Here is a 24,858-nt window from a genome sequence, read left to right on the forward strand (position 1 = left end):
TGACAAATAAAACAATGTATATAATAATAGTTACTGGATAATAATTATTATAAATAACTGCGCCCATTTTTCTGCAGTTAAATCTCTACCTATATCAGGAGGAATTTTACTATGTCCCTAATCGGAAAAGAAGTACAATCATTCCAGGCGAAAGCATTCAAACAAGGTGAATTCATCGACGTTTCCAACGAAAACTTCAAAGGTCAGTGGAGCGTTGTTTGTTTCTACCCGGCAGACTTCTCTTTCGTATGCCCGACAGAGCTTGAAGACCTGCAGAACAACTATGCAGCTCTTAAAGAACTAGGTGCAGAAGTATACTCTGTTTCTACAGATACACACTTCGTACACAAAGGCTGGCACGACAGCTCTGAAAAAATCGGTAAAATCGAATACGCTATGATCGGGGATCCTTCCCAGCAGCTATCCCGTCAGTTCGACGTTCTTAACGAAGAAGACGGCCTTGCTGACCGCGGAACATTCATCATCGATCCAGACGGCGTTATCCAGACGGTAGAAGTTAACGCAGGCGGAATCGGCCGCGATGCAGATAACCTGATCGGCAAAATCAAAGCCGCTCAATACGTTCGCAACAACCCAGGCGAGGTTTGCCCTGCCAAATGGGAAGAAGGCGAAGAAACACTTACACCAAGCCTTGATCTAGTTGGTAAAATCTAAGGAGTGTCTTAATCCATGGTTCTCGATGCACAAATAAAAGCACAACTGGAACAGTACCTGCAGCTTTTAGAAGGTGACATCGAGCTGAAAGTCAGCGCGGGGGACGACAAAGTCTCCCGTGACATGCTGGCTCTCACCGATGAACTTGCATCCATGTCACCGAAAATTACTGTCCAGAACACAACACTTAATCGCACACCAAGCTTCAGCGTAAACCGCCCTCAGGAAGAAACGGGCATCACGTTTGCCGGCATTCCTCTCGGTCATGAATTCACCTCTCTCGTCCTCGCCCTCCTTCAAGTGAGCGGCCGTGCTCCGAAAGTGGATGACACGATGATTGAGAAAATCCAGAACATCAAGGGCGAGTTTCATTTCGAGACATTTGTCAGCCTGAGCTGCCACAACTGTCCGGACGTCGTACAGGCCTTGAACATCATGAGCGTGCTGAACCCGGGCATCACCCATACGATGGTGGACGGTGCTGCCTTTAAAGAAGAAGCAGAAAGCCGCAACATCATGGCGGTTCCATCCGCTTTCCTTAACGGTGAATTCTTCAATGGCGGCCGCATCAGCCTTGAAGAGATCGTTGCTAAAATCAGTGAAGGCCCATCTGCTGAAGAATTTACAGAGCGTGAACCTTATGACGTTCTTGTCGTCGGTGGTGGACCAGCTGGTGCGAGTTCTGCAATCTACTCCGCTCGTAAGGGAATCCGTACCGGTATCGTAGCGGAACGCTTCGGCGGACAGGTGCTGGATACGATGACGATTGAAAACTTCATCAGTGTGAAAAGCACGGAGGGACCAAAGTTTGCTGCAAGCCTTGAAGAACACGTCAAAGACTATGATATTGATATCATGAACCTGCAGCGTGCCAAGGATCTGCGCAAAAATGAGGAAGGCATGTTTGAACTTGAACTTGATAACGGCGGCGTACTGAAAAGTAAAACCGTCATTCTTTCCACGGGTGCCCGCTGGCGCGAAACCGGCGTTCCGGGAGAAGACGAGTACAAAAACAAAGGTGTCGCATTCTGTCCGCACTGTGACGGTCCTCTATTCGAAGGCAAAGACGTAGCGGTCATCGGCGGAGGAAACTCCGGCGTGGAAGCAGCGATCGACCTTGCCGGTATCGTGCAGAACGTCACCGTCCTTGAATTTGCAGACACGTTGAAAGCTGATGATGTGCTTCAAGATCGTCTCCACAGTCTGCCAAACGTCGAAGTGAAGACAGGCGCCCAGACAACAGAAATTACCGGCGATGAGAATGTGAACGGCATCACGTACATCGACCGTGCTTCCGGCGAAGAACAGCACGTGGACCTTGAGGGCGTCTTCGTCCAGATCGGTCTCGTGCCGAACACGGAATGGCTCACCACAGATGTTGAAACGAATAAGATTGGTGAAATCATTACAGATAAACACGGATCTACAAGCATTCCTGGTTTGTTTGCTGCCGGTGACGTTACCGACAGTCCGCATAACCAGATCATCATCTCCATGGGAGACGGTGCCAACGCAGCGCTTGGCGCATTCGATTATCTGATCCGCAACTGATCTTTCTATAGAAAATCCCGCATCCAATAAAGGATGCGGGATTTTTTTATGCCTGCTTTCGTTGTTTCGATTCTGACTTAGATGTAGAACGTTTCCTGAAGATAACCCAGCCGCCGATGAGGGCAACAATGACTGCTGCACCTGACAACCAGAAAGCACGATATTTCTGCCATGCATTTTCCTCACGAATGGCCGTGTCTACTCCTAAAGTCGTCAGAACTTCTTCCGCTGGTACATAGAGCTCGCCATTTTTCTCATAAGGGGCTTCTGTGAGCACCGGGGCAGCTTCCAGCTGATCTTCATCACCAGGGGCGCCGCTTCTGGTCACTTTAGCGTCTTCTTTATAACGCTCCATATTCATGCGGTACGTTTTTTCTCCCGGGGTCAGATTCATCGTTTGGTTGTTCACGATAAGCGTCCAGTAATCTGCCGGCTGCTCCGAATCACTATCATACAAGTGAATCGGATATACATCCGCGCTCTTCTCATAAAGTTCCTTGACGCTGGATAGTGCGACCATCGTCGTTCCATTTACGACTTCAGTATTCTGATCCAGCTTTACCTGCTCTCCATTCGCTGCGGCACGGGCACTTTCTTTATAAAGGACGGCCGTGTCAGCAGTTTCTGCATTCTCCTCTGCCAGCTGGTCTTCGAAGAAATCAAAAATCGGTTCAAGAACAGCGGCATACGAATAGGAATGATCTCCGTTTTCCACTGTTATGTAACGGGCATTCTCAAGCTTCGGCATGACGGAGGAAACGATGGATCCAGGCGATTCTCCACTTCCAATCTGCACCTTGAAAGAGGTGGTCGTATCTGCGGTCCCCTGGACAATGAGCGCGGGCAGGTCCTTCACAGCACTCAAGTCATAGTCTGTTCCCTCAATGTTCACCATCGTCCCTCCTTCGGGAGCACGATCCGTAATCTTCGGAGCTGTCGCCGCCATCGCCTGGAAACGATCAGGGAAGCGGGCCGCAATTTCCAGCGTGCCGCGTCCCCCCAGGGAGTTCCCGGTTATGAACAGATGATCATCCGGGACAGGGAACTGCTGCTGGGTTTCCGCCAGTGACCGCTCTACGGAATAAAGCGCCTGCTTCTCCCTCCACACCGGGTTCTGCGTCCATCCATTCGGAGACAGAAGGATATAATTGTACTCTTCAGCATAGGTCTCTACAGGAATGCCCTCTTTCATCAGACGGTAGGTCGGGGTATGCTCATTCCCCGTTCCACCATGCAGCATATACGTCAGCCGTGTCTTTTCCGGATCATACGTAGAGGGCACGTAGAGGGAAAATGGCACGATACGGTCAGCTTTCACATGGACAGGATCTCCATCTTCATCCTTGAAGGAAGCATCGGAAGCAACATGAAACGACTGCCACAGCCAGCCGGTTTGACGCTCGCCATCATCGACATCTTTCATATAATCCGCCCATGTGTAGGTCTCATCATCCCCGCCCTGCCATGTATTGGACGGCTTCGGAACGACAATATCACTTACCTCGACATCCGGGCGGTCTACAGAAGTGGTCACGTCTGCCAGACCCTCAGACTGGACAGTCAGATAACCTTGTTCCTCAAAGGAGGTTTTGCCCATCCATTCCATCAAAGATGCAAGAGGAACATATACACCACCTTCCTTCTGTTCAATCGAACCGGACGAGAGTGTGAAGGATTTTCCAGTAAAGCCAGCCTCCTCAATCAGCTCATCCGGCGTAACAGCGCCTTTGTTCCTGCCACCTTCCACCGGCTGAAACTCACGGTAATCATAAGTGCCCTCTACTTCAGACAGATCAATCGAAAGGTCCCACACCTTTTTCGTATACTGTATCGTCGTAGATCGTTCACCAATGCCGGAGGTTAACAGCTTGTCAAAAGCGGTGTGCCGGATGCGGAGCGTATCCTCTTCCATCGTGTAATCGAAATACGGGTCGTACATTTTCTTCATATCCTCGATGTGAACCATGAGAGCGTCATCTTCCCCGAAATAATAGCGATGTTCCAATTCGTACGAAGTTAAAGGATCATAGCCTTCCACTTTTACGGTCGGATCAAACGGTGAGAAAAAATCAAAAAAGGCCGTACTCCTATCTCCCCCATCCGTACGGAAAAACCATGTAGAACGGTCACTGGAAAAATCGACGTACGAATGTTCCGGAAGTTCTTCCGCCTGTGTTTTCGTATGTACAGCCAGATCAGCCAGTCCAAAAAGGACCATCGTCACCAGCATATGCTTCATCAAATGCTTCATTGTTATCCTCCTCATAATGATTATGATAATCATTATCATCTATAAACCGAAGACTTTCAATAGGCTTTAGCCTTTTTGTCCCACAAAAAAGCTCCCCTTTGTAGAGAGGAACTTTTGGGTTCCATTATTTCCAGACATCTGCACCCATCTCGAGAACATGGCGGATATTCGCCCACTGCAATAAAAAAGGAAACCGCCGATGCGGTTTCCCAAGGCTGTCGATAAAAATAGCGACCGCTTATTTTAGTTCCGAAAAGATAAGATGAACCCTTTTCGTTTATTTAGGTAGTGGTGCCTGCGGGGAAATGAAGCCGCGCTCCACGAGTTCCTGCCAGAAAGCTTCTGGAATGTCGCGCTGGATCATTTCAAGATCCTCTTTAATGCGTTCCGGACGTGTGGATCCAGGAATGACGGATTTCACAGCCGGATGGGCAGTAGAAAACTGCAGGGCCGCCGCTTTCAAGTGGACACCATGCTTATCACCGATTTCCTTCAACTGGTTCACACGGCCGATGATGTCTGCGCCCGCTTTTTCATAGTTAAAGTGGTCACCGCCGAACAAAGCACCGGAGTTGTAAGGGCCGCCGACAACGATATCAATGCCTTTTTCCTCCGCCGTCTTCATCATACGCTCAAGCGCACGATCGTGCTGAAGCAGGGTATACTGGATGGCTGACAGGTTGATGTCCGGACGGTTTTCCTCCAGCTCCATCGCGATTTCGATTGGCTCGGTCGTATTCACGCCAAGGCCCCAGCCTTTGATGATGCCTTTTTCACGCATCTCGGACAGCACACGGAAAGCTCCTGTCCGTGCTTCCTCAAACTTGGAAATCCATTCGTCGCCGTGAAAGTCCGGCGATAAGTCGTGCACATAGACGATATCGAGGCGGTCCGTCTTCAGACGTTCCAGGCTCTGTTCAATTGATTTTCTCGTTGCCTCTGCGGAATAGTCCGTGATGACCTTGTTATTGCGTCCATGCGCAAACAACCCATCTTTGTCTTCTTCCTCCTGCGTCATGTAGCGGCCGACCTTCGTACTTATCACGTACTCATCACGGTCATATTGGGACAAGACATCCCCAAGACGGCTTTCCGCCAGACCCGCGCCGTAAAAAGGAGCCGTATCAAAATAACGGACGCCCTGATCCCAGGCAGTCTGAATCGTTTCCCGTGCTTCTTCCTCCGGGACATCTCGGAACATGTTGCCAAGCGGTGCGGTTCCAAGACCTACTCTATGTTTTAATGCGTTTTCCAACGTTTTCATAATGAAGATTCCTCCTTTAGAAGACTATATTTCTATATCCGTTCCTATCTTATTTCAAACGAACCTTCAGGAGCAAAGGTTTCCACTTGAGGCGAAAAAGGTATAGATAGAAAAAGAATAGTGAAATGGAGGAGAACACCGTGACGACGTGTATCCAGTGTAAGCAGAGATGGAGCTTTCGGGCAGCGTTCAGCCAGCAGCCACTCTTGCTGCAGGAGAGAAAGGCTGCCTGTCCCCACTGTGCTTTCGAACAATATTTGAGACTGGATGATTCTGTTTTCCTGTTCTTCATTTTTCTTCCTATCGTCCTTGTGATCTTGAAAGTCACATTCGGGCTGCCCGGATCGTTTTACGGGTTGGGAGCCGCAGCGGGATTCATCTCCCTCTCTCTATTGACTCCGTTTCTGACCAAAGCAAGGGCATGGAAAGAACCCTCCCCATGGGAAGGATTCCGAAAAAGGAAAGCCTGAAAAAGCAGCGGACATCAAGCGTCCAGCTGCTTTTTTTGACTTAATGACCAGCCTGCCACGGCCGGGCTGTTATCTGGCGCCGCGGGCGTGAAGCTGGAAGGTCCTCACGCCTGACGGTCCGGGGCTCCATGCCGTTTTCGATCCGCTGTTTGACGCGGCTGTCCATCCTGGACGTCATCGGCGGCTTGAAAACCCGCTTTGAAACGCCCTGACAATCCGGACAGGAAGCCTCTCTCCTGCTTTCTTTCATGCCGGTCATCCAGATTGTGAATTCTCCGCACGCTTCACATAAAAAAGAAAAATGGGCCAACACGTATCCGCTCCTCTACTTCGGCAGAATATCTTTCGTGAAAATTTCCTTCGGCAGAGCCAGTGTACAGCACGAATTCGGGATATCGACGACGCCGGCCAGATGCCCCTGCACAGGTGCCGTTCCAAGCAGCATGTACGCCTGTTCACCCGTGAATCCGAATGTCTTCAAAAATTCAATGGCATTCAGACAGGCATTGCGGTACGCCGTATTGGCATCCAAATACGTCTGCTTGCCGGAAAACTCGTTGACGGACACGCCCTCAAAGACGAGGAATTCGTTATAGTGCGGCATCACGGGACCGGGGCGGAACGCCGGATTTCTCTTAATCTGGTATTTGTTCATGCCGTCCTTGATGACTTCGACCTTCAAATCGATCCATCCGGGCATCTCTATTCCGCCGCAGAAGGTGATTTCGCCGTCCCCCTGGGAGAAGTGCAGATCACCGACAGACAGCTTGGCCCCGTCCACAAAGACAGGAAAATAGATTTTCGAACCTTTAGAAAGATTCTTAATGTCACAGTTTCCTCCGTTTTCACGCGGGGGTACTGTCCGTGCTCCTTCTCTGGCGACTCGGTCAAAGTCGGCTCCCTTCAGACTGCCTGCAACGGCGTTCTCCTTAGTCGGCAGGTTGGCCAGTGGAGGAACGCGGTCCGGATCCTGGCTGACGAGCTCTTCTTCTCTTCTGTTCCATTCATCCAGCATCTCCTGGGACGGGGCTACACCGATGAGGCCCGGGTGGATGATGCCGGCAAATTTGACGTTCGGTACGTGGCGGGAGGTGGCGTAAATCCCTTCAAAATCCCAGATTGACTTAGCGGCTTCCGGATAGTGATCCGTCAAAAAGCTGCCGCCGTTTTCCTTGGAAAAAATCCCGTTAAAGCCCCACTCATGGGAGGAAAACGTGCCGATATCGAGAATATCGACGACTAATAAATCTCCCGGCTCCACGCCATTGACGTGGACCGGTCCACTAAGTACATGCACCCGGTCGAGATGGACGTCCCTGATATCTGAAGGGTCATCATTGTTCTTAATCTGTCCATCCGTCCAGTCGAGGCATTCCATACGGAACGATTCTCCGGGATTGACAGAAAAGACAGCGGGAATATCCGGGTGCCAGCGATTATGTCCTACAACATCCTGTTCATCCATACGCTTGTTCAAATCGACTTGAAAAATCTGCTTCGTCATCGACTCATCCTCTCTTCATAGATCGGTTCGAGCGCCAGTGACTTCCGGAAATAGGACATACACCTCCCCCATACCACAAATTATTACACTTCTTCCCCCGCTTCTGGAAATCTAAACGGAAGATTTTGTCACCAATCACCTGGCGATCTGCTTTAAAGCTTGTAATAATCCCTTACAATCGTCTCCAGTTTTATTTTTTTCAGGTAGTGGGCCGGTGCAAGGAACGTCACCGTAACCACACCAGGGTGCCGGCCGATATCGATTGATCCGGTAATGGTGGAACGGTTCATCACTTCAGGAACATCGATTCCAAAAGCCCTGGCTGCCCTTTCCATGCCATTCGCTGTCGCTTCATTCAAACCCGCCCCTGTTCCGATGAAGGAAACGGGATAGGAATCCTCCAGCTGTCCCACCTGCCATTTCTCCGCAAGTTTCAAGGCCCGCTGTTTTTCTTTTTCTGTGAAAGGCTTGGCAAGGTACGGCAGGTCTTCCTCCACCGGAAGCAGCACCGGGCCCTCCAGATTTACGCCTTTCAACACATCGACCTTCAAGCTGACAATACCCGAAACATCTGTCGTGTGGCCGGCGATTTCGCCGTTCCCCTGCATCGCATGCATATCGCCCACATACACACCTCCGCCTTCCACTTTGACAGGGCAGATGAGGACAGCCCCTTCGCGGACACGATTGATGTCCATATGTCCGTCCGTTCTCTCTTCAAGCTCCTCAGCTGTTAAGCCGAAATCGTGAGGGGCATCAATCAAAAATTGTCCGAAGTCACCAGCGTTGTGGGAATCTGGAATCGGACGGGAGGGTGTAGTTCCGAGCTGTCCTAAAAACGGACGCAGACGAGCCACGGCTCCGACGATATCATGGGGAGCGAACGTGACAACCGGGTTTTGGATTGATTCCTCCGGTGTCCGCATGTAAGCCTTGGCATCGCGGGCCACTTTTTCAGCGGCTTCCTGGTGGAGCGTGAGTCCAAGTTCTTTCTGTTCATCGAAAGCCATCGTGTACGCATTCGTAAATACAAAGGGGGTGACGTCTTCTCCACACACTTGACAGCGGACCGCCTGCTGGCCGATTCCTTCGATATACGTATCCGGATTTTTCGTCCCGCAGCTCGGGCATTGGCCATCGACGAAGGGGTCGCCTGTGAACCGGCCTTCCACCGGCTGATCATTGCCGGAGGCTGTGGCCATCGACGTCACTTCTATGGACTGGATATGTATGACAACAGCGTCCCCCACCTCGGCCCCTTCAACATACACAGGCTTCGTCACTTCATGACCGCCCTTCAACGCCGGCGTAATCATCGGCCCCCAGCACCCGGGCGTCGTATTGGCGATAATATGTCCGCCGTCCTTCACTTTATATTCCATAGCTTTACCGGGATCCAGCACTCCGTCCGTAAAGGTATTCACATACACGGTCTGTTTCGCTTCCACATGATCTCCTCCTTTTCTAAAATTGTAAAATTATTCCGATATTTCTACAATAAAAGTGACTTTTCTACATACAAAGCTTTGTTAAAGTCTGTTGTTGATATTTTAAATGATTACTAAATTGTCTCCGTCTGGAATCAGGGGTCCGGTCCGTTGTTTACTCAGAGCATGGGATGGCAGGGAAAACCGTCCGCTTTCCGCGGGGAACGATGAGCCTCCTCGAACTTCGTTCTCCGGGGTCTCCCCTTGTTCCTTTTTCCCACAGGAGTCTACCTGTTTTCCCTGCCATCCCTTTCGTAGTGGTGTAACGGACTTCGGTTATGTCCTTTCTAACCACCCTTCTTTGAAGAGGCGGCCTTGGGAATGGCGAGACTCCTGTGGGATGAAGGTACATCGTGAGACCCCGGAAGGCGCTGCCTGAGGAGGCTCACGGTACCCCACGGAAAGGGAGTCATTCCCAAGGTCGCCTCATACATATCCCATGACAGAAAGGAGTGATATAAGCTCACATGTTAAATAACAACACCAAGCAATAACAGAGCCACATACAAAAAAGCCCTTCATCCGACAAAGATGAAGGGCTTTGATTTCTCATTCAGCTGCTGAGGCGGTCACCTCTCCTCAATTCATTACGAGCTTTTTTTCCGTCAGTCCGAGAGCTTCGCCTGTCTCGGCATGGATCTTCTCAACGAGAGACGGGTCGTTCTGAAGGGATGTGCCGTAGCTCGGAATCATTTCCTTCAGCTTCGGCTCCCACTGGGCGAACTGGTCCGGGAAGCAGCGCTGCAGCACGTCAATCATGACATGGACAGCGGTGGATGCTCCCGGGGATGCTCCAAGCAGGCAGGCGACGGTCCCATCGGAGGAACTGACGACTTCAGTACCGAACTGAAGCGTCCCTTTTCCTCCATCCTCGGTATCCTTGATCACCTGCACACGCTGACCGGCAACAACAAGCTCCCAATCTTCACTTTTCGCATCGGGAACGAACTCCCTCAATGCTTCCATCCGCTGCTCCTTGGACTGGAGCACCTGCTGGATCAAATACTTCGTCAGGGCCATTTCCTTCATACCGGCGGCCAGCATCGTCATGACATTGTTGGCATTGACCGATGTCAGGAGGTCCATATTGGATCCGGTCTTCAGGAATTTCGGTGAAAAACCGGCAAACGGTCCGAAAAGAAGGGTCTTCTTATCACCGATGTAGCGGGTGTCGAGGTGCGGCACACTCATCGGTGGTGCGCCGACCGGTGCTTTGCCGTACACTTTAGCGTGGTGCTTTTCTGCGACCTCCGGTTTGTTGCAGACGAGGAATTGTCCACTGACAGGAAAACCTCCGATGCCTCTTCCTTCAGGAATCCCCGATTTTTGAAGCAGATGGAGACTTCCTCCGCCTCCTCCGATGAAGACGAACTTCGTTAAGTAGCGGGTGGTCTCCCCGTTGGCATTTTTCACTTTCACACTCCACGTACCACCGCTCGTCTGCTCGAGGTTTTCGACGCTGTGGTTATAGTTCATCGTCACGTTCTCATGCTCCAGGTGGTCGAACATTTTGCGTGTGAGGGCGCCGAAGTTCACATCCGTACCGGCATCGACTTTCGTTGCGGCTGCAGGCTCTTCCGACGTGCGCTCCTGCATAATCAACGGCATCCATTTTTTCAAGGTTTCCGGATCATCAGAAAACTTCATATCTTTGAAAAGTGGGTTCTGCGCCATCGTTTCATGGCGTTTTTTCAAAAACTTGATGTTCTCGATTCCGTATACGAGACTCATGTGTGGAAGCGGCCGGATGAATTCCTCCGGCTTTTCTATACGGCGGTTGTTCACGAGATAAGACCAGAACTGCTTGGAAACTTGAAACTGTTCATTGATTTTCACGGCTTTCGTCATATCAATCGAGCCGTCCGGCTTTTCGCTTGTGTAATTCAATTCACAAAGGGCTGCGTGTCCAGTGCCTGCGTTATTCCATTCGTTTGAGCTTTCCTCACCTGTGCGGCCGAGCTTTTCAAACACGGTCACCTTCCAGTCCGGGGCAAGCTCGTGGAGCAGCGACCCAAGTGTCGCGCTCATGATTCCAGCGCCAATCAAGATCACGTCTGTTTCGATTGCTCTGTTGCTCATGTCTACCATCCTTATAACTATGATTTTGCAGAAAAACCACCGCCGGATGCAGCCGCTTTTCTGTTAAGATATACTCGTTATCTCTATGATAACGCTTTATAGATGGAAAAGTCACGATAATCTAAAAATTCCCCACACGAATAATGTAAGAAAAAACACCTCGATCCGTGACGATTCGGACGAGCATACCCGGAAAATTTTTCATTTCCTTCTTATTCTTCTTATAACCTGTCCGGTTTATTCCAAAACGAATGGATGCCTTTTCCATAAATGAAGTCCGTGTGAAACGATATCTTTATTGATTCGTATAGAAATGGGAACGTATTCCTGCAGAATATAAGGTTTAGAGAGATGGGAGATGCTGACGACCTACAATTTCCCACTCAAGAAAGGCTGACAAAAACATTTGATAGGTATGGGTGAGATGGTTTGAAGAAATTAATATATGCCATAGTTCTTCTTGCGGTGAGTTTTATCAGTTGTACAGGGTATATAAATACCCAATACACCATCGAGGCTGGTGAAATGGATGTACAACAGAATATAAAGGAATGGCTGAATAGAACATCAGGGAGTGTGGAGCCGGAGATGATCACGATTGTTCAATTGGACGATACAACATCCTACGCAGCTTTATTTGAAACACAGCAGCATGATCTTGGGTATGCCCACTTGATTAAGGGGTGGAATGGGAAATATAAAATCGACCATTCCGGATATGGTTCCAACTCCGTTTCCTACGAAGAAATAAAAACAAATCAAGGCAGTTATGCTATCCTGACAGGGAAAAATCCTGATTTAAAAATAGAACACGTAAAAGCTGTATCAATGAATGAGAACTACACATTCGTATCGGATGTCTCCAGTGATGAAAGATTTTTGAAGTATGAGAAGCTGCCTGCTGATGTGGACCATACTTTTCCGGCAGAAGTGACGCTTTACGATAAAAATGATGATGTCATTAGATAATGAATCTTGGGTTTTAAGTCTTTTTCAATGTTCCTATGAAAAAATCTATCAACGTTATAAATACCCGCGGAATATGACAAAAGAGGCATGCCAAGTAAACTTGGACTGCCTCTTCTTTCTTATCAACGCCCTCTTCATAAGGGAGGGTCCTTTTCACATGAACAACAGCGTAAGACCGGGAGCGATGATGGAGACGATGACAGCACTCAGCACCATCGCCACGGTGCTGATCGATCCTTCCAGCGTATCGCGCTCCATCGAAGCGGATGTTCCAATGGCGTGGGAGGCGCTGCCCATGCCGACACCACGGCCGATCCGGTGCGTCAGACCGCTCACTTTCAATACGAACGGGTGTATCAAAAGGCCGCCAATGCCGGCAATCATGACGAATACGGCTGTGAGGGGCATGACCCCGCCCGTCGATTCTGAAATCGACATCGCCACAGGCGTTGTCACCGATTTTGGAACGATTGAATGGATGATCAGGTCACTGAACCCGGCCCATTTGCTGAGCAGCAGTCCGGAAACGATTCCAACCACCGCACCAATCACGGTTCCTGTCACAATCGGAACGAACATCTTTTTCAAAATGTCCCGGAATTGATAAAGCGGGTAAGCGAGCGCAACGACCGCGGGCCCGAGCAGCCGGTCAATCCATTTTCCGCCGGTCATATACGTTTCATATGGCAGGTGAAAGACTAATAGAATGATGACAATCAAAGCAGTAGAAACGATGACGGGGGTTGTGTACAGCCGCCTGTGTCTGCGGTAGACGAACAGGGTCACCATGTAAATGGCAACTGTCATCACCATCATCAAAAGAGCGGTACTCATGCCTCCTCCCTCCTTTTGACGAGCGTCTGGGTCACCCGTCCGGAGACAGCCATGACCAGCGCTGTACTGAAGAGACCGATGGCAACAAGCAGCAGGCCTTTCCCTTTAAACACGTAGGCGTAGCTGATGATTCCGACGGTTGCCGGTATGAAAAAGAACGGCAGGTGACGGATCATAAACGCCACGCCCTGTTGGAGCAGCCGCTCCGGAATAATTTTCAAAGATAAAAGTACAAACAACAGCAGCATGCCGATCACACTGCCCGGAATGAACAATCCAAGCGCCTGCTGGATCCACGACCCGGCAAGATACAGCGCGTAAAGACCGGCAATCTGCAAGACGACAATGACAACTCTATTCAACGTACATCCTTCTTTCCCATGGTTAGAATCTTTCATTATGATAACACTATTTCAGGAAAAACAGGCGGCCAGCCATGGAAGGAAGCATTCAGGATTTATTTTTATTCATCTCTGTAAACGCACGCTGGACAACGAACCGGACGATGAATCCTGCTGCCAGTCCGGTACCCATCACGACAAAAATGTTTTCCGAGAAAGACATCCCGGCGAGCACCCCAATAAACAGCGCTGTTCCTATCGCCAGCCCTAAAATGATCTGCTGCGTTTTATTCAAACTCCATCCCTCCCTCACACGTGTTACTAACGGTTTCCCTTATTTGGAAAAAACGACACACGTATGCTCTACTAGAGATAACACGGATACATAAAGGAGGCGGAAGCTCCCATGAAAACAATCGCTTCGATCATTATTTTTCTCTTCTACTTTTCTGTTTTATGGAAAATCACAGGGGAGATCTGGGAACGAATGGTGCCATTAACCTGGAAAACGAACCTGATTGCCCTTCTGGTGGTTCCTATACTGGTCATGGCCGCCTATCTATTTTCTTCGTTGACAATAAAATGGGTGAAGTACGGGCGGAATTGAAATCCATTGATTGAATGAAGACCGTTATGGAAGGAAATAAATTTCAATCGATTGAAACGTAAGGTTGAATGTGCGGGATCAACCATAAATAATGAGCAGAGGAGTGGTTTGAACGTGGTTTATATGAAGTATGGCTTATTTCTTTTGATAGGTGCTTTTGCTCATTACACCCTGGTCATGATGTATACCCAATGGATCATGTTACAAAGATTAGACATAGCAGGATCTGCAGGCCCGCTGGAAGCAGAAGTTTTCCCGGGATTCTCCTTGATTTTCAAAGTAGAAATTGGAATTGCAATGGTGTTCATCGCATTAGGCATCTACCAGATCATCAAAGAAAATCGATAGTTACACAGCATAGTGGTGTATAAGTGTAAGGAGCTGTCTATCGTAGGCAGCTCCTTTGGCTGTAGAAAAAGCCTGTGTTAATCAGTTAGAGTTGGCCATTTGTCGTAGGAAGGGTCACGTTCCGCTTATCGGTGGATGCTTGCCGCGGGCATCACCACCGAACGCTCCTCGTGCCGACGTTAGTGTATAGGAAAGAGATTGTGCCCTATGCAGATTCAAAAGAACAGGCGCTGATGACAGCCGCCTCCCGTACTATGAAAAAGATTATCCTCCATCCAGCAAGGGTGAGCGGGGTGAAGGAGACTTTGTCGATGTTAAAGAACTCCCAAGGAGCGGTTCCCCCTTCCACTCCTGCGGAAGAACGAGTGATCCGAGATCGCCGAGCGTGGGTGTTGCGAGGAAGCTCGGGCGCTCGTACGCGGAAAAGGAAGGGGCTTTCGCTCCTGGCGGTAAGAAAGAAAAAAGCTTGTAGAGAAACCTCTGAAGCCAAAAGGCCGCCCCTTTTCAGGAACGGCCTTTCTATTATTACTCCGTTAAAAATTCACGCATCAACCGGTTCACTTCGTCCGGTTTTTCAAGGTGCGGCGCATGTCCGACACCCGGGAAGCGGTGGATGGTCAGATCAGACAGGTACTCTTCCATCCCATCGAGGTTGCTGTTTTCAAAGGCGGCGTCTGCATCGCCCCAGAACTGCAGCACCGGCTGATGAAACTGCTCATAAGGCAGCTGTACCGGCTGCTTCACATGCTCTTCAAACGGATAGAACGAAATCGCACGGTAATAGTTCAGCATCGCCTTCATAGCACCGGGCTGCTTCCAAGCCTCTATGTACTTCTCGACCTCCGCCTCGGTCATCGCCCCTTTTGCCACGAGTGGATCAAACAGCATCTGGCGCAGCTTCTCTCCATCGTTGGCTAACAGACGCTCGTGGGAATCCAGGCGCTGGAAATAGCCCATATAGCTCGACGCCTCCCGCTGTGCCGGATTTTCAGCCAGCTCACGGCGGAATGTGTACGGATGCGGCGCATCAAACATGATCAGTCTGCTGATGTATTCCGGACTTGAGTAGGCAAGTGTCCATGCGACCGCTCCGCCCCAGTCATGTCCGACGAGGATGCATTCCTTTTCCCCAAAGGCTTCAATCAGCTTTTTTACATCATCCACGAGAATTGACATGTCATAGGAAGCCACATCCTCCGGTTTGTCCGACAGGTTGTAGCCCCGCATATCGACAGCCACCACTTGATAATCCTTGGAGAATTCTTCGATCTGATGGTGCCAGTTGTACCAGAAGTAAGGAAAACCGTGCAGGAACAGCATCAGCTTCCCCTCTCCGGCTGTAACATAGTGCAGGTCCACGTCATTGATGGTTACGTAATCTTTTTTCCACATCGCTATCCATCCTTTCTGAACATTCTATCATCGAGACACATTACGCCTCTTGGATGAATTTCACAAACGAGAAGGCAGGTGATTTGGAAAAATAGGAATTAAAACCCAAGAAAAAAGGACTGTGTATGACCAGTCCTTCAGGCTCCTCTTTTCCCTTGTTTAGATTCCTGATAAAGCAGAAACAAAAAGTATGGGGCTCCAATCAGGGAGATGACGATGCCGGCTGGGATTTCCAGCGGTTGCAGCACACTGCGGCCGATCGTATCCGCCAACAGGAGAAGAAAGCTTCCGACGAGGGCCGCTCCGGGCAGAACATAGCGGTGCTGCAGGCCGACAAGCTGCCTCGTAATATGGGGGCTGATGAGACCGACGAAGCCGATCATCCCGACAGCCGACACACTCACACCCGTCAGCAGGGTGCTCAATCCGAGCAGGAGCATCTTCATTTTTTCCACGGAGACGCCAAGGCCCATCGCGATCTGTCCGCCGAGCTTCAAGGAGTCCAGCGTTTTCGTAAACAACAGCAGGACTATAACGATGCCGAATGTGATGGGTGCGAGCGTCAGCACTTGATCCCATGTGCGACCGAACAGGCTTCCGTTCAGCCAGAGCAGGGACGTCTGAGCGTTGGCGTCGAGCTTCAATAGACTAAGCTCGACGCCGGAGCCGCAGAGGGCGCTGACCGAGACGCCGACAAGGGCGAGCCGGACTGGATTGGCTCCGTCTTTATAAGCCAGGGCATAGACGATAAATGCGGCAGCTGCTCCCCCGATGAAGGCCGCTAAACTCACAGACGTGATTGACATGGACGGAAGAAGGCTCGCTGTCACAAGCGCTGTCACCGCTGCTCCTCCGGAAACTCCGAGCGTATCGGGGGCCGCCAGTGAGTTATTCAATATCGTCTGCATAATCACACCGGCTACAGCCAATGATCCCCCCACCAGCACAGCAAGAACGATCCGCGGTGCCCGGTAGTTGAACACGATATATCGGAGGTCTGCGTCTCCCTGTCCAACCAGCATCTGCACGATTTCCAAAGGGGGGATAAAAACATCACCGATGCCGACGTTGATGATGGCCAGGATCAAGACAGCTGCAGCCGTAACGGTAAGAATGAAAGATGGATGACGTCTCAGCATACAAGGGTTTCCTTTCTAACGTTGAGTCTTTCGGGCGAGATAAATGAAATAAGGAGCACCAATCAGGGCTGTGACGATTCCGACCGGTGTTTCAGACGGGAAGGAAATAAACCGCGACCCTACATCGGCCAGGACGAGAAGAGCTGCTCCGATCAGGGCACTTGCCGGAAGGACCAGCGCATGCCGGGGCCCGACAAGGTAACGGACGATGTGTGGAACGATCAGTCCGACAAATCCGATCGGTCCGGTAAAAGCGACCGACGCTCCTGCCAGCACGACGACGAGGAGAATCACAGCAGTTTTCTGAAGGCGTACCTGCTGCCCAAGACCGCGGGCGACATCCTCTCCCAGTGACATCACGGACAAGGCTTTTGACATGATGACTGCCGTAATCAGACCAAGGAGCGTCAATGGAAGAAGAATCCGCACATCTTCCCAAGTGGAACCCGCGACGGTCCCTGTGAGCCAGACGAGTATCTGGTGGATCGACTCTTCATTGAACAGCATCAGCGACTGTGTCCCGGAGGCGAACAGCGACTGGATGACGACACCGACGAGGGCGATTTTCACAAGCATCCGCCCGCCCTGAAGAACAGCACTCATCAGGAAAATGACACCGGCAGCGAGCGCTCCACCTAAAAAGCCGGCACCGACAAGAGATAGTCCTGTCAGAGACGGCATGAAAAGGATGCCGGCGACCACGAAAAACGATGCACCGGCATTAATCCCGAGGACACTCGGAGAGGCCAGCGGGTTCTGGGTGAGACTCTGGACAAGCGCCCCGGCGACGGCCATGTTGGCTCCTACAAGAACAGCGGTGATCAGTCGTGGAAGACGCACATCGTATAAGACGAGCGCTTCATTCGTTGAGCCGCCTTCCTGCAGGAAGCGAACAAGCTCTTCGGTTGTAAAGGAGAAGGCGCCGATCTTCAAGGAAAACCAGGCCCCCGCCAGCAATAGTAAAAACGATGTTCCATATACAAGCATCAGTTTCCGGGCACGCATATACTCACCTACGGTTTAAAAAATTTCAGTGCGGTCACTTCTGGGACGCAAATATCTCCTTCAGTTGGTCCATCTGCTCGTTGACTGCCGGAATACTGCGGCGGCGGGACCAATCATTGTGGTCCAGCTCAAAGACACGGTCTTCCTTCACGGCTGTCAGCTGGTTCCACAGCTTATCATCCTTCAACTGTTCCTTTACGGAAGGATCATCTTCGTTCTTCGTCAAAAGAAGCGTGTCCGGATCTATTTTCAGAAGCTGTTCAATAGTCAGATCCTCGGAAGTCTCCTCTTCGTTCTGGAGCGCATAATCCAGTCCGGCTTCCTCCATGAAGCTCGGCATAAAGAAGGAGGATGTCGGAGCTCCGAAGATATTGCTTTCCGTATACTGCGCCTGCAGGACCGTTCCTTCCACACCCTCGAGGTTTTCCTTCAGATCATTGAGCATCGTCTGGTGCTCATCGAGAAGCTCTTCTGTTTCATCTTCACGATCGAGCGCTTTTCCAATCGTTTCTGTAGCCGTTAACACATCCTGATAATCCGCGGCATCGTTCACGACGGCCACGGTTGGTGCAATCGCGCTCAGCTCTTCGTAAATGGCCTCATGGCGGTCCACATCCGCAATAATCACATCCGGCTGAAGCGTACGGATCAGTTCCAAGCTGGGCTCAGAACGAGCGCCTACAGATTTGTAGCCTTCAATGACTTCCATTGTTGATGCGGCAATCCGTTCCGGGCGGTCATCATCCGCAACCCCGACAGGTTTTATCCCCAGTGCGGCCACCGTTTCTGTCACTCCAAGCTCCAGAGTGACGACATCTTCAGCGTTTTCCGGTACAGTCGTCGTACCAAGCTCATGCTGAACCTCGATTCCTTCTGTTTCTTCTGATGCAGCAGATTCTTCTTCCTGCTGCGAGCAGGCAGCTGCCACGACAAGGATGAGAACGATCCCAATCCACTTCAACCACGATTTCATATAACTTCCTCCTTATGTAAACTGATAATGATTATCAATGTTACACCAACTGTTCTGGATTATGCAATATAAAAAAAGCAGGAGGGCTCACATAAGGCGCCCTTCCCGCTTATCCTTATACATTTTCTGATCGGCTGATGTATACAGATCTTCCATCGACATGCCCTCTTCGTAACAGGACCATCCATAGCTGAACTGAAGGTTTCGGATGAATGGATCCTGGTACGTCTGCAGACGGGCAGATACTTTTTCCATGGATTCCCTGACCAGATGTTCTCCTTCATGAAAGACGATGACGAACTCATCCCCGCCCAGCCGGGCCGGCAGCCCATGGTTTTTGAACGTTTTCTCCAGCACCCCCGCAAACTCAATAAGCACCTGATCCCCCTGCTGGTGGCCGAAATGGTCATTGATTTCCTTGAAATGATCGAGATCGATGAGAATGATCCCGAAAGGCCGGCGGATTTCGGTCATATGATTGAGGTAGATTTCATAGCTCTGCCGGTTATACAGTTTTGTGAGGAAATCCTGCTCTGACGTCGTCGATTCCAAAAACGTATAGGCGACGAGAATTCCAAGCACGATCGACGTCCACGAAAAATACAGCTTGGAATCGAACAGCTGGACAATCATGCCGCCAATCGGCAGTGCAAAGAAAACGGTGAAAATCCAGTACGTCGAGCGGCTGACTCTTGGTTTATTCTTAATCAGTAACCGGAACATCGAAATGTAAATGCCGGCAAGGATGAGGTAGTGAAATTCTTTGAGCGGTCCGCTGCTGAAACCGTTGACGACAGGGTCCACGTCAAAGTAAACAGGGTAAAATACATTGATCAGGAGAACAACGAACGTGAAGATGGTCATGTGCAGATAAAACAGCTTCTTATACACACGCGAAGGGGCTTTGAAGAGATGATAATCCACATACGAAAGCATCAGACCACCGAGGACAGGGCCGATGAGAAACAAGCCGAAGTTCGTCCAATACTCCAGCAGATACGCTCCGAAAAAAAGCTTCCGGTCGAAGATCCACGTGAGCGGTTCAAGGATGACAGCCGCTGCAGTGGCTGCCATAATCATCCGGAGCAGACGCTTTCCGAAGCTTTCCACCTTGGATTTCGTTCTCATAATGACATACAGGACAGCCAGACAAAGAAGCGCAAATACGTTCAACTGGAACTGTACAAAATAGTCCATCACCCTGCTCCTCTTTTTCGATGCCTTTCGTGGTGCTTTCCGCCTATTTTTCTATATCATACTTCGAAAATTCAGGCTAGTCAAAACATTATAATGAACAAAAAGAGTAAAAAACACCCTCCTCTATTAGGAAGGTGTCTGCTTTATCTGTACTGTTTACGTCTCACCCACATCGTTGCTGCCCACTTTTCCCCTTCAATGACAGGCGATCCGCCGTGAAGCGTCCGTTCATTCAACTCCCTATCATTGTAGAAGTATTCAAAGTAGACCGCCATCCCTTTTTGCGGGGATACCGATAGATTCATATGCGGAAAATACGTCTCTCCGCCTTCCTCGACATCGTTCAAGTAAATCACCAGCGTAGAAATCCTCGGATTGGCCGCCGCTCTTGAATTGGCACGGAAATAATCATAATGGGCCTTATATTCCTGGCCGGGCTTATAGTTCAACATGTGAAGTCCTTCTCCATGTTCGACGGGTACGTTCATGATCTGCGCCATCCGCTTCTCGACTCGTGCCTTCACATCGTCTTCCGGAATAAATGTGCTGCTGCTCGTCCGGATCTCGCTCACATCACGGCTGGAGCCGATTTTGGAACGGTCCATCCGGTCTTTGGACAGCTGGATGAGACTGTCGCATTCTTCATCACTGACCACATTTCCCAGAATGACGATTTTCGGATCCTCCATCTTCGCAATCACAGAAATTTCACGGTCGTCGGTGACAATCCGGTTTCCCTTATGGTCGAAAATAGATACTTCTTTCACTTGCATATTCACGTGTCCTTCACCTTTTCCTCATAATGATGAAACGCTTTCAAAAAAGCGTTCGCTCCTGAATGGATTTTCAGGATATGAGAAGTATTTTACCATCTTTTTACTTAAATTTCCTTAATTTTTCAAAATATTTTTGAAATTGGTCACAATTACCCTTCCTTCTTTATTGAAACCACACGCCTTCCCGGGCTCCCCTCATGTTTGATATGTACAGCCTGTGGGAATTCATCTCTCATGCGCAGATGCTTGATAACGAAAAAGTATGGTTCCCTATATATATTTTGAGGAGTGGTTACGATGACAGATAGAAAATTAGTAATGATCACAGGATCTACATCAGGGCTCGGTTTTGAACTGGCTAAATTATTTGCGAATGATGGCTATGACGTGGCAATGTCCGGGTCCAGTGAAACCATCTATCAATCCGCAGAAGAAATCGAAGAATTAGGAGTGGAAGCTTATCCATTCCAGGCGGATGCATCGACGTATGATGGGGTGGAGGCTTTCTGGCAGTTTGTGAAAAACAAAGAAAGAAACCTGGATGCGGCTGTTCTCAATGTCGGCATCGGCATGGGAGGATCCTTCCTGGAAAATGATCTACAAGAAGAGTTGAAGCTCATCGACATCAATGTCTCAGGAACCGTCCATATGGCTAAGCGCGTCGTTCAGCATATGGTTCCGAATCAAGCAGGCGACATCATGATCGTCTCTTCGGTATCAGCGACATTACCTACGCCTTACGAAACGGTCTACGGTCCATCCAAGGCATTCGGATTCATGTTTGCTGAAGCATTAAGAGAAGAGCTGAAAGAAACCGGCGTCAATGTGACCGCCATGCTTCCTGGTGCCACAAACACAAGCTTCCACCACAATGCCGGTATGGATGATACTTACTTTGGAGACGAGAACAACAAAAACGATAAAGAACTAGTCGCCAGGCAGGGGTATGAAGCTCTGAAGAACAAAGTGGATCAAGTCGTCGGTGGAGATGAAGCGACGAAAAAAGAAGCCGAGGAAAATAAACGAACGGCCGAAGATGTTCTGGCAGCGAAGCATGCGGAAAAAGCCAAGCCTCAGCAGTAATATTTTCTTTTCATAAAAGGGGGGATCTTCTGTTTAACAGAAGATCCCCCCTTTTGTTCAATTCTCATTTTCAAAAGGATATGAAAATACGCTTCTATTATCCTCTCAAAGCCAGCTGAATCATCAGCTCAAGCCCCGTCGGAATGGTATCTTCATCCACATCAAACTTCGGATGGTGATGGGGATACGCACTCTTCTCCCCTGCCATCCCGACATTAATGAAAGCTCCGGTTTTCTCCTTCAAGTAATAGCCGAAGTCTTCCGCTCCCATCGTCGGTTCCACCTCTGTAAACACATCGTCTCCGAACGTCGACTGGATGATGCCGCGGGCCGTGGCACAGGCTTCCGGATGGTTGTACACCGGCGGCGTGCCTTCGATGTAATGGTAGTGGCCGACAGCGCCGAAGCTGTCGCTGATTTTTTCTGTCAGCTCGACCGTGCGCTTGTACATCAGCTCCTGACCTTCAAAGCTGAGTGCACGGATCGTCCCTTTCAGCGTCACCTGGTCGGGAATGACGTTGTAGGAATTGCCCGCTTCCATCTTGCCGAACGAAATGACGCCCGGGTGAAAAGGATTCAGGTTCCGGCTGATGATCGACTGGAAGCTCTGGATCAAATGTGTCGCGACATAAATCGGATCGACCGTATCCTGCGGAATGCCGCCGTGGCCGCCGTTTCCTTCGATGACAATGTCAAAATCGTCACTGGACGCCATCGAAAAACCTTCCGCAAAGCCGACTTTCCCCAAAGCTACATTGGACATGTAGTGCAGGCCGTAGATGGCATCCACGCCTTCAAGCACTCCATCTTTGACGAGCTGCTGGGCACCACTTGGCGATTCCTCCTCCGAGCTTTGGAAAATGAGCACGATGTTGTTTTTCACAAGCTCCGGATGCTCACTCATCCACTTCGCTGCTCCAAGCAGTGTCGCCGTGTGGGCATCGTGCCCACAGGCGTGCATCACGCCGGGAACCGTGGAAGAGAACGGCTTTTCCACCTGCTCGTGCACCGGCAGGGCGTCCATGTCGGCTCTCAAGGCAACCGTCCGGCTCCCTTCGGTTCCTTTGAAGAACGCCACGACGTTCGGCGCTGTGAAGCCGTCAAGCAGGGGAATGCCGAACGCCTCAAGGCGCTCCTTCACATAGGCGGCGGTATTATGTTCTTGTCCGGAAAGCTCCGGATGTTTATGGAAATGACGGCGCTGCTGCACCGTCCATTGGGTCAATTCAGCTGTTGTGTGTGTCATGACGTGTTCCTCCTGTTATAAAGACTGATCAGAATGGGCCGTACTGGATGGTGTGGGCGATGAATAAAAATACAAGCGCAAGTCCCACTTCAATAAGGATGAATGGGAAGACCCACTTCGCCCATTTCGTATAAGGGATGCCCGCCATCGCAAGGCCGGCTATCAAGACGCCGGAGGTCGGGAAGATCGTATTGGAAATCCCGTCCCCAAGCTGGAAAGCAAGAACAGCCGTCTGCCTCGTCACTCCGACAAGGTCCGCCAGCGGCGCCATGATCGGCATCGTAAGCGCCGCCTGTCCGCTTCCGGATGGGATCAGGAAATTCAAGAACAGCTGGACGAAAAACATGCCGGCTGCGTTGAACACCGGAGGCAGCTGATTCAGTACGGAAGACGCAAAATACAGGACAGAATCCATCAGCAGTCCTTCCTGGAAGACGACGAGGATCGCCTGGGCGAACCCGATGATCAACGCCCCTGTCATCACTTTTTTCGCCCCGTCCATCAAGCTGTCCGCCATTTCGTTCGGCTTCAATTTCCCGATGGCGCCGACGATGATGCCGAACAACAGGAAGAGAGCGGCGATTTCGGTAATGTACCAGCCAAGCTGAAGCACACCGTAAATCAGCACGACAAAGTTTAATAGAAAAATAGTCAAAATCACTTTGTGACGCGTTTCAAGCTTCGCCGGTCCGGCCATTTTCGGCTTGTTCTCGGAAAACGTGCCCATGTAGCGGAGCTCCGGATTTTTCTTCACTTTTCTTGCATAACGGTAAATGTAAAGCACAGCCGCCACGTAAAAGGTGGCCAGCAGCACGAGACGCAGCCCCATGCCGGAAAACATCGGCAGTTCTGCGACACTCTGGGCCACACCGACGTTGAACGGGTTGGTCAAAGCACTCATAAAGCCGATGTTCGCCCCCAGGGCAACCACCGCATAACCGACGATCGCATCAAACCCGAGCGACATCGCAAGCGGCACGACGATGGCAATGTAAATGATCGTCTCCTCAGCCAGCCCCATCAATGATCCCATCACCGCAAACAACAGCGTCAGTGCTGGAATCAAAAGCAGCTCCTTGTCGCCAAGCTTTTTCGTCAGCGTCCGAATCAGCGCATCAAGCGCACCAGTCGCACTTAAGATCCCGAAAGACCCTCCGACGATCAATACGAAAAAGATGATGCCCGCGCTATTGACGAGCCCTGTATGAACACTTGTAAAAATATCAAAAAATCCGACCGGCGACTGTTCGGTGAACTGGAACGAATCGGGTACGACGACGGTACGGCCGTCCTGATCGACTCTTTCATACTCTCCTGCCGGCACGATGTACGTCAAGATGGCAGCCAGGACGATCACAGAGAAGATCAGTACAAAAGCGTTGATGTTGATGCCTTTTTTCTCCTGTTTCTGCTGTGGCTCCCGGGCAGTCTGTTTTTCATTCTGTAACATGTTGTGCTCCCCCTCTTTTTCTATCCAAACAAAAAAGCAGCGAGGACCCGCTGCTGAACCATACTCATTGCCTCTATACATATTGAAGTCACGCTTCACTTGTATCCTACTACTGAGTGTCTGGCTGTCTGTTTGTCCTGATGTGTGAATCTATGAATTTTTATTCATGTTATTGTATTTCATATTCATAGATTTTGCAAGCCCTTTTTCCCAATCG

24 protein-coding genes are annotated in these 24,858 nt (G+C 50.2%); 7 read left to right on the forward strand and 17 right to left on the reverse strand.

The genetic code is table 11. From position 1 onward, the window contains the following. Positions 1 to 111 precede the first annotated feature (111 nt). Positions 112 to 675 (forward strand): alkyl hydroperoxide reductase subunit C, encoded by a 564-nt coding sequence (ahpC, locus tag ACXAD6_RS17720; protein WP_027956005.1) that lies wholly within the window; start codon positions 112 to 114, stop codon positions 673 to 675. A gap of 15 nt (positions 676 to 690) precedes the next feature. Further along, positions 691 to 2,226, forward strand: a complete 1,536-nt coding sequence (gene ahpF, locus ACXAD6_RS17725) for an alkyl hydroperoxide reductase subunit F (RefSeq protein WP_474970035.1) — start codon at positions 691 to 693, stop codon at positions 2,224 to 2,226. A gap of 46 nt (positions 2,227 to 2,272) precedes the next feature. Here the strand turns inward: ahpF and ACXAD6_RS17730 are convergent, their stop codons facing one another. Next, the gene (locus ACXAD6_RS17730) at positions 2,273 to 4,477 is read right to left on the reverse strand and encodes a hypothetical protein (protein WP_474970036.1); all 2,205 of its coding nucleotides are present in this window, start codon (positions 4,475 to 4,477) and stop codon (positions 2,273 to 2,275) included. Between the two features lie 277 nt (positions 4,478 to 4,754). Beyond that, the gene (locus ACXAD6_RS17735) at positions 4,755 to 5,741 is read right to left on the reverse strand and encodes an aldo/keto reductase (protein ID WP_474970037.1); all 987 of its coding nucleotides are present in this window, start codon (positions 5,739 to 5,741) and stop codon (positions 4,755 to 4,757) included. Between the two features lie 140 nt (positions 5,742 to 5,881). Between ACXAD6_RS17735 and ACXAD6_RS17740 the strand changes: the two genes are divergently transcribed. After that, positions 5,882 to 6,211: a hypothetical protein gene (locus ACXAD6_RS17740; RefSeq protein ID WP_474970038.1), complete on the forward strand. Its 330-nt coding sequence runs from the start codon at positions 5,882 to 5,884 to the stop codon at positions 6,209 to 6,211. A 104-nt stretch (positions 6,212 to 6,315) separates the two neighbouring features. Here ACXAD6_RS17740 and ACXAD6_RS17745 read toward each other — a convergent pair whose 3' ends face one another. From ACXAD6_RS17745 to ACXAD6_RS17760, 4 genes are all read right to left on the reverse strand, one after another. Beyond that, on the reverse strand, positions 6,316 to 6,492 hold the full coding sequence (locus ACXAD6_RS17745) for a hypothetical protein (protein ID WP_474970039.1): 177 nt from the start codon (positions 6,490 to 6,492) through the stop codon (positions 6,316 to 6,318). Positions 6,493 to 6,536: 44 nt separating this feature from the next. Beyond that, on the reverse strand, positions 6,537 to 7,715 hold the full coding sequence (fmdA, locus tag ACXAD6_RS17750; protein ID WP_474970040.1) for a formamidase: 1,179 nt from the start codon (positions 7,713 to 7,715) through the stop codon (positions 6,537 to 6,539). A gap of 152 nt (positions 7,716 to 7,867) precedes the next feature. Further along, on the reverse strand, positions 7,868 to 9,163 hold the full coding sequence (locus tag ACXAD6_RS17755) for an acetamidase/formamidase family protein (RefSeq protein WP_474970041.1): 1,296 nt from the start codon (positions 9,161 to 9,163) through the stop codon (positions 7,868 to 7,870). A gap of 618 nt (positions 9,164 to 9,781) precedes the next feature. Beyond that, positions 9,782 to 11,302, reverse strand: coding sequence for a malate:quinone oxidoreductase (locus ACXAD6_RS17760; protein WP_474970456.1), 1,521 nt, complete (start codon positions 11,300 to 11,302; stop codon positions 9,782 to 9,784). Positions 11,303 to 11,710: 408 nt separating this feature from the next. On the opposite strand from ACXAD6_RS17760, the gene ACXAD6_RS17765 reads away from it, so the two are divergent. Next, complete coding sequence (locus ACXAD6_RS17765; protein ID WP_474970042.1) at positions 11,711 to 12,250, forward strand: hypothetical protein; 540 nt, start codon at positions 11,711 to 11,713, stop codon at positions 12,248 to 12,250. 153 nt (positions 12,251 to 12,403) lie between these two features. Here the strand turns inward: ACXAD6_RS17765 and ACXAD6_RS17770 are convergent, their stop codons facing one another. The 3 genes from ACXAD6_RS17770 to ACXAD6_RS17780 all read right to left on the reverse strand — a co-directional run bounded on the left by ACXAD6_RS17770 (position 12,404) and on the right by ACXAD6_RS17780 (position 13,720). Then, a complete protein-coding gene (locus tag ACXAD6_RS17770) occupies positions 12,404 to 13,084 on the reverse strand; it encodes an LrgB family protein (protein ID WP_474970043.1) in 681 nt (226 codons plus the stop codon). Continuing rightward, positions 13,081 to 13,446: a CidA/LrgA family protein gene (locus ACXAD6_RS17775; RefSeq protein ID WP_474970044.1), complete on the reverse strand. Its 366-nt coding sequence runs from the start codon at positions 13,444 to 13,446 to the stop codon at positions 13,081 to 13,083. Before ACXAD6_RS17775 ends, ACXAD6_RS17770 begins: the two co-directional genes overlap by 4 nt. A gap of 88 nt (positions 13,447 to 13,534) precedes the next feature. Continuing rightward, positions 13,535 to 13,720, reverse strand: a complete 186-nt coding sequence (locus ACXAD6_RS17780; protein WP_474970045.1) for a hypothetical protein — start codon at positions 13,718 to 13,720, stop codon at positions 13,535 to 13,537. A gap of 111 nt (positions 13,721 to 13,831) precedes the next feature. On the opposite strand from ACXAD6_RS17780, the gene ACXAD6_RS17785 reads away from it, so the two are divergent. After that, positions 13,832 to 14,032 carry a hypothetical protein gene (locus ACXAD6_RS17785; RefSeq protein ID WP_474970046.1) on the forward strand — a complete coding sequence of 67 codons (201 nt, stop codon included), beginning with the start codon at positions 13,832 to 13,834 and terminating at the stop codon, positions 14,030 to 14,032. A gap of 198 nt (positions 14,033 to 14,230) precedes the next feature. After that, positions 14,231 to 14,380, forward strand: coding sequence for a hypothetical protein (locus ACXAD6_RS17790; RefSeq protein WP_474970047.1), 150 nt, complete (start codon positions 14,231 to 14,233; stop codon positions 14,378 to 14,380). A 525-nt stretch (positions 14,381 to 14,905) separates the two neighbouring features. On the opposite strand, the gene ACXAD6_RS17795 is transcribed toward ACXAD6_RS17790, so the two are convergent. From ACXAD6_RS17795 to ACXAD6_RS17820, 6 genes are all read right to left on the reverse strand, one after another. Next, positions 14,906 to 15,772: an alpha/beta fold hydrolase gene (locus ACXAD6_RS17795; protein WP_474970048.1), complete on the reverse strand. Its 867-nt coding sequence runs from the start codon at positions 15,770 to 15,772 to the stop codon at positions 14,906 to 14,908. Between the two features lie 137 nt (positions 15,773 to 15,909). Continuing rightward, a complete protein-coding gene (locus tag ACXAD6_RS17800) occupies positions 15,910 to 16,911 on the reverse strand; it encodes a FecCD family ABC transporter permease (RefSeq protein WP_474970049.1) in 1,002 nt (333 codons plus the stop codon). 15 nt (positions 16,912 to 16,926) lie between these two features. Beyond that, entirely contained in the window at positions 16,927 to 17,916 is a 990-nt protein-coding gene (locus tag ACXAD6_RS17805) for a FecCD family ABC transporter permease (RefSeq protein ID WP_474970050.1), read from the reverse strand. A 34-nt stretch (positions 17,917 to 17,950) separates the two neighbouring features. Further along, positions 17,951 to 18,889 (reverse strand): ABC transporter substrate-binding protein, encoded by a 939-nt coding sequence (locus ACXAD6_RS17810; protein WP_474970051.1) that lies wholly within the window; start codon positions 18,887 to 18,889, stop codon positions 17,951 to 17,953. An 87-nt stretch (positions 18,890 to 18,976) separates the two neighbouring features. Continuing rightward, positions 18,977 to 20,086, reverse strand: a complete 1,110-nt coding sequence (locus ACXAD6_RS17815; RefSeq protein WP_474970052.1) for a GGDEF domain-containing protein — start codon at positions 20,084 to 20,086, stop codon at positions 18,977 to 18,979. 143 nt (positions 20,087 to 20,229) lie between these two features. Beyond that, positions 20,230 to 20,859, reverse strand: coding sequence for a 2OG-Fe(II) oxygenase (locus ACXAD6_RS17820; protein WP_474970457.1), 630 nt, complete (start codon positions 20,857 to 20,859; stop codon positions 20,230 to 20,232). A gap of 300 nt (positions 20,860 to 21,159) precedes the next feature. Between ACXAD6_RS17820 and ACXAD6_RS17825 the strand changes: the two genes are divergently transcribed. Next, positions 21,160 to 21,945 (forward strand): SDR family NAD(P)-dependent oxidoreductase, encoded by a 786-nt coding sequence (locus ACXAD6_RS17825; protein WP_474970053.1) that lies wholly within the window; start codon positions 21,160 to 21,162, stop codon positions 21,943 to 21,945. A 97-nt stretch (positions 21,946 to 22,042) separates the two neighbouring features. On the opposite strand, the gene ACXAD6_RS17830 is transcribed toward ACXAD6_RS17825, so the two are convergent. Together ACXAD6_RS17830 and ACXAD6_RS17835 are read right to left on the reverse strand one after the other, a co-directional pair. Beyond that, positions 22,043 to 23,191, reverse strand: coding sequence for a M20 metallopeptidase family protein (locus ACXAD6_RS17830; protein ID WP_474970054.1), 1,149 nt, complete (start codon positions 23,189 to 23,191; stop codon positions 22,043 to 22,045). A gap of 28 nt (positions 23,192 to 23,219) precedes the next feature. Beyond that, positions 23,220 to 24,641, reverse strand: a complete 1,422-nt coding sequence (locus ACXAD6_RS17835; protein ID WP_474970055.1) for a YfcC family protein — start codon at positions 24,639 to 24,641, stop codon at positions 23,220 to 23,222. Between the last annotated feature and the right edge of the window lie 217 nt (positions 24,642 to 24,858).

Source organism: Halobacillus sp. ABH2_015 (assembly GCF_056158945.1).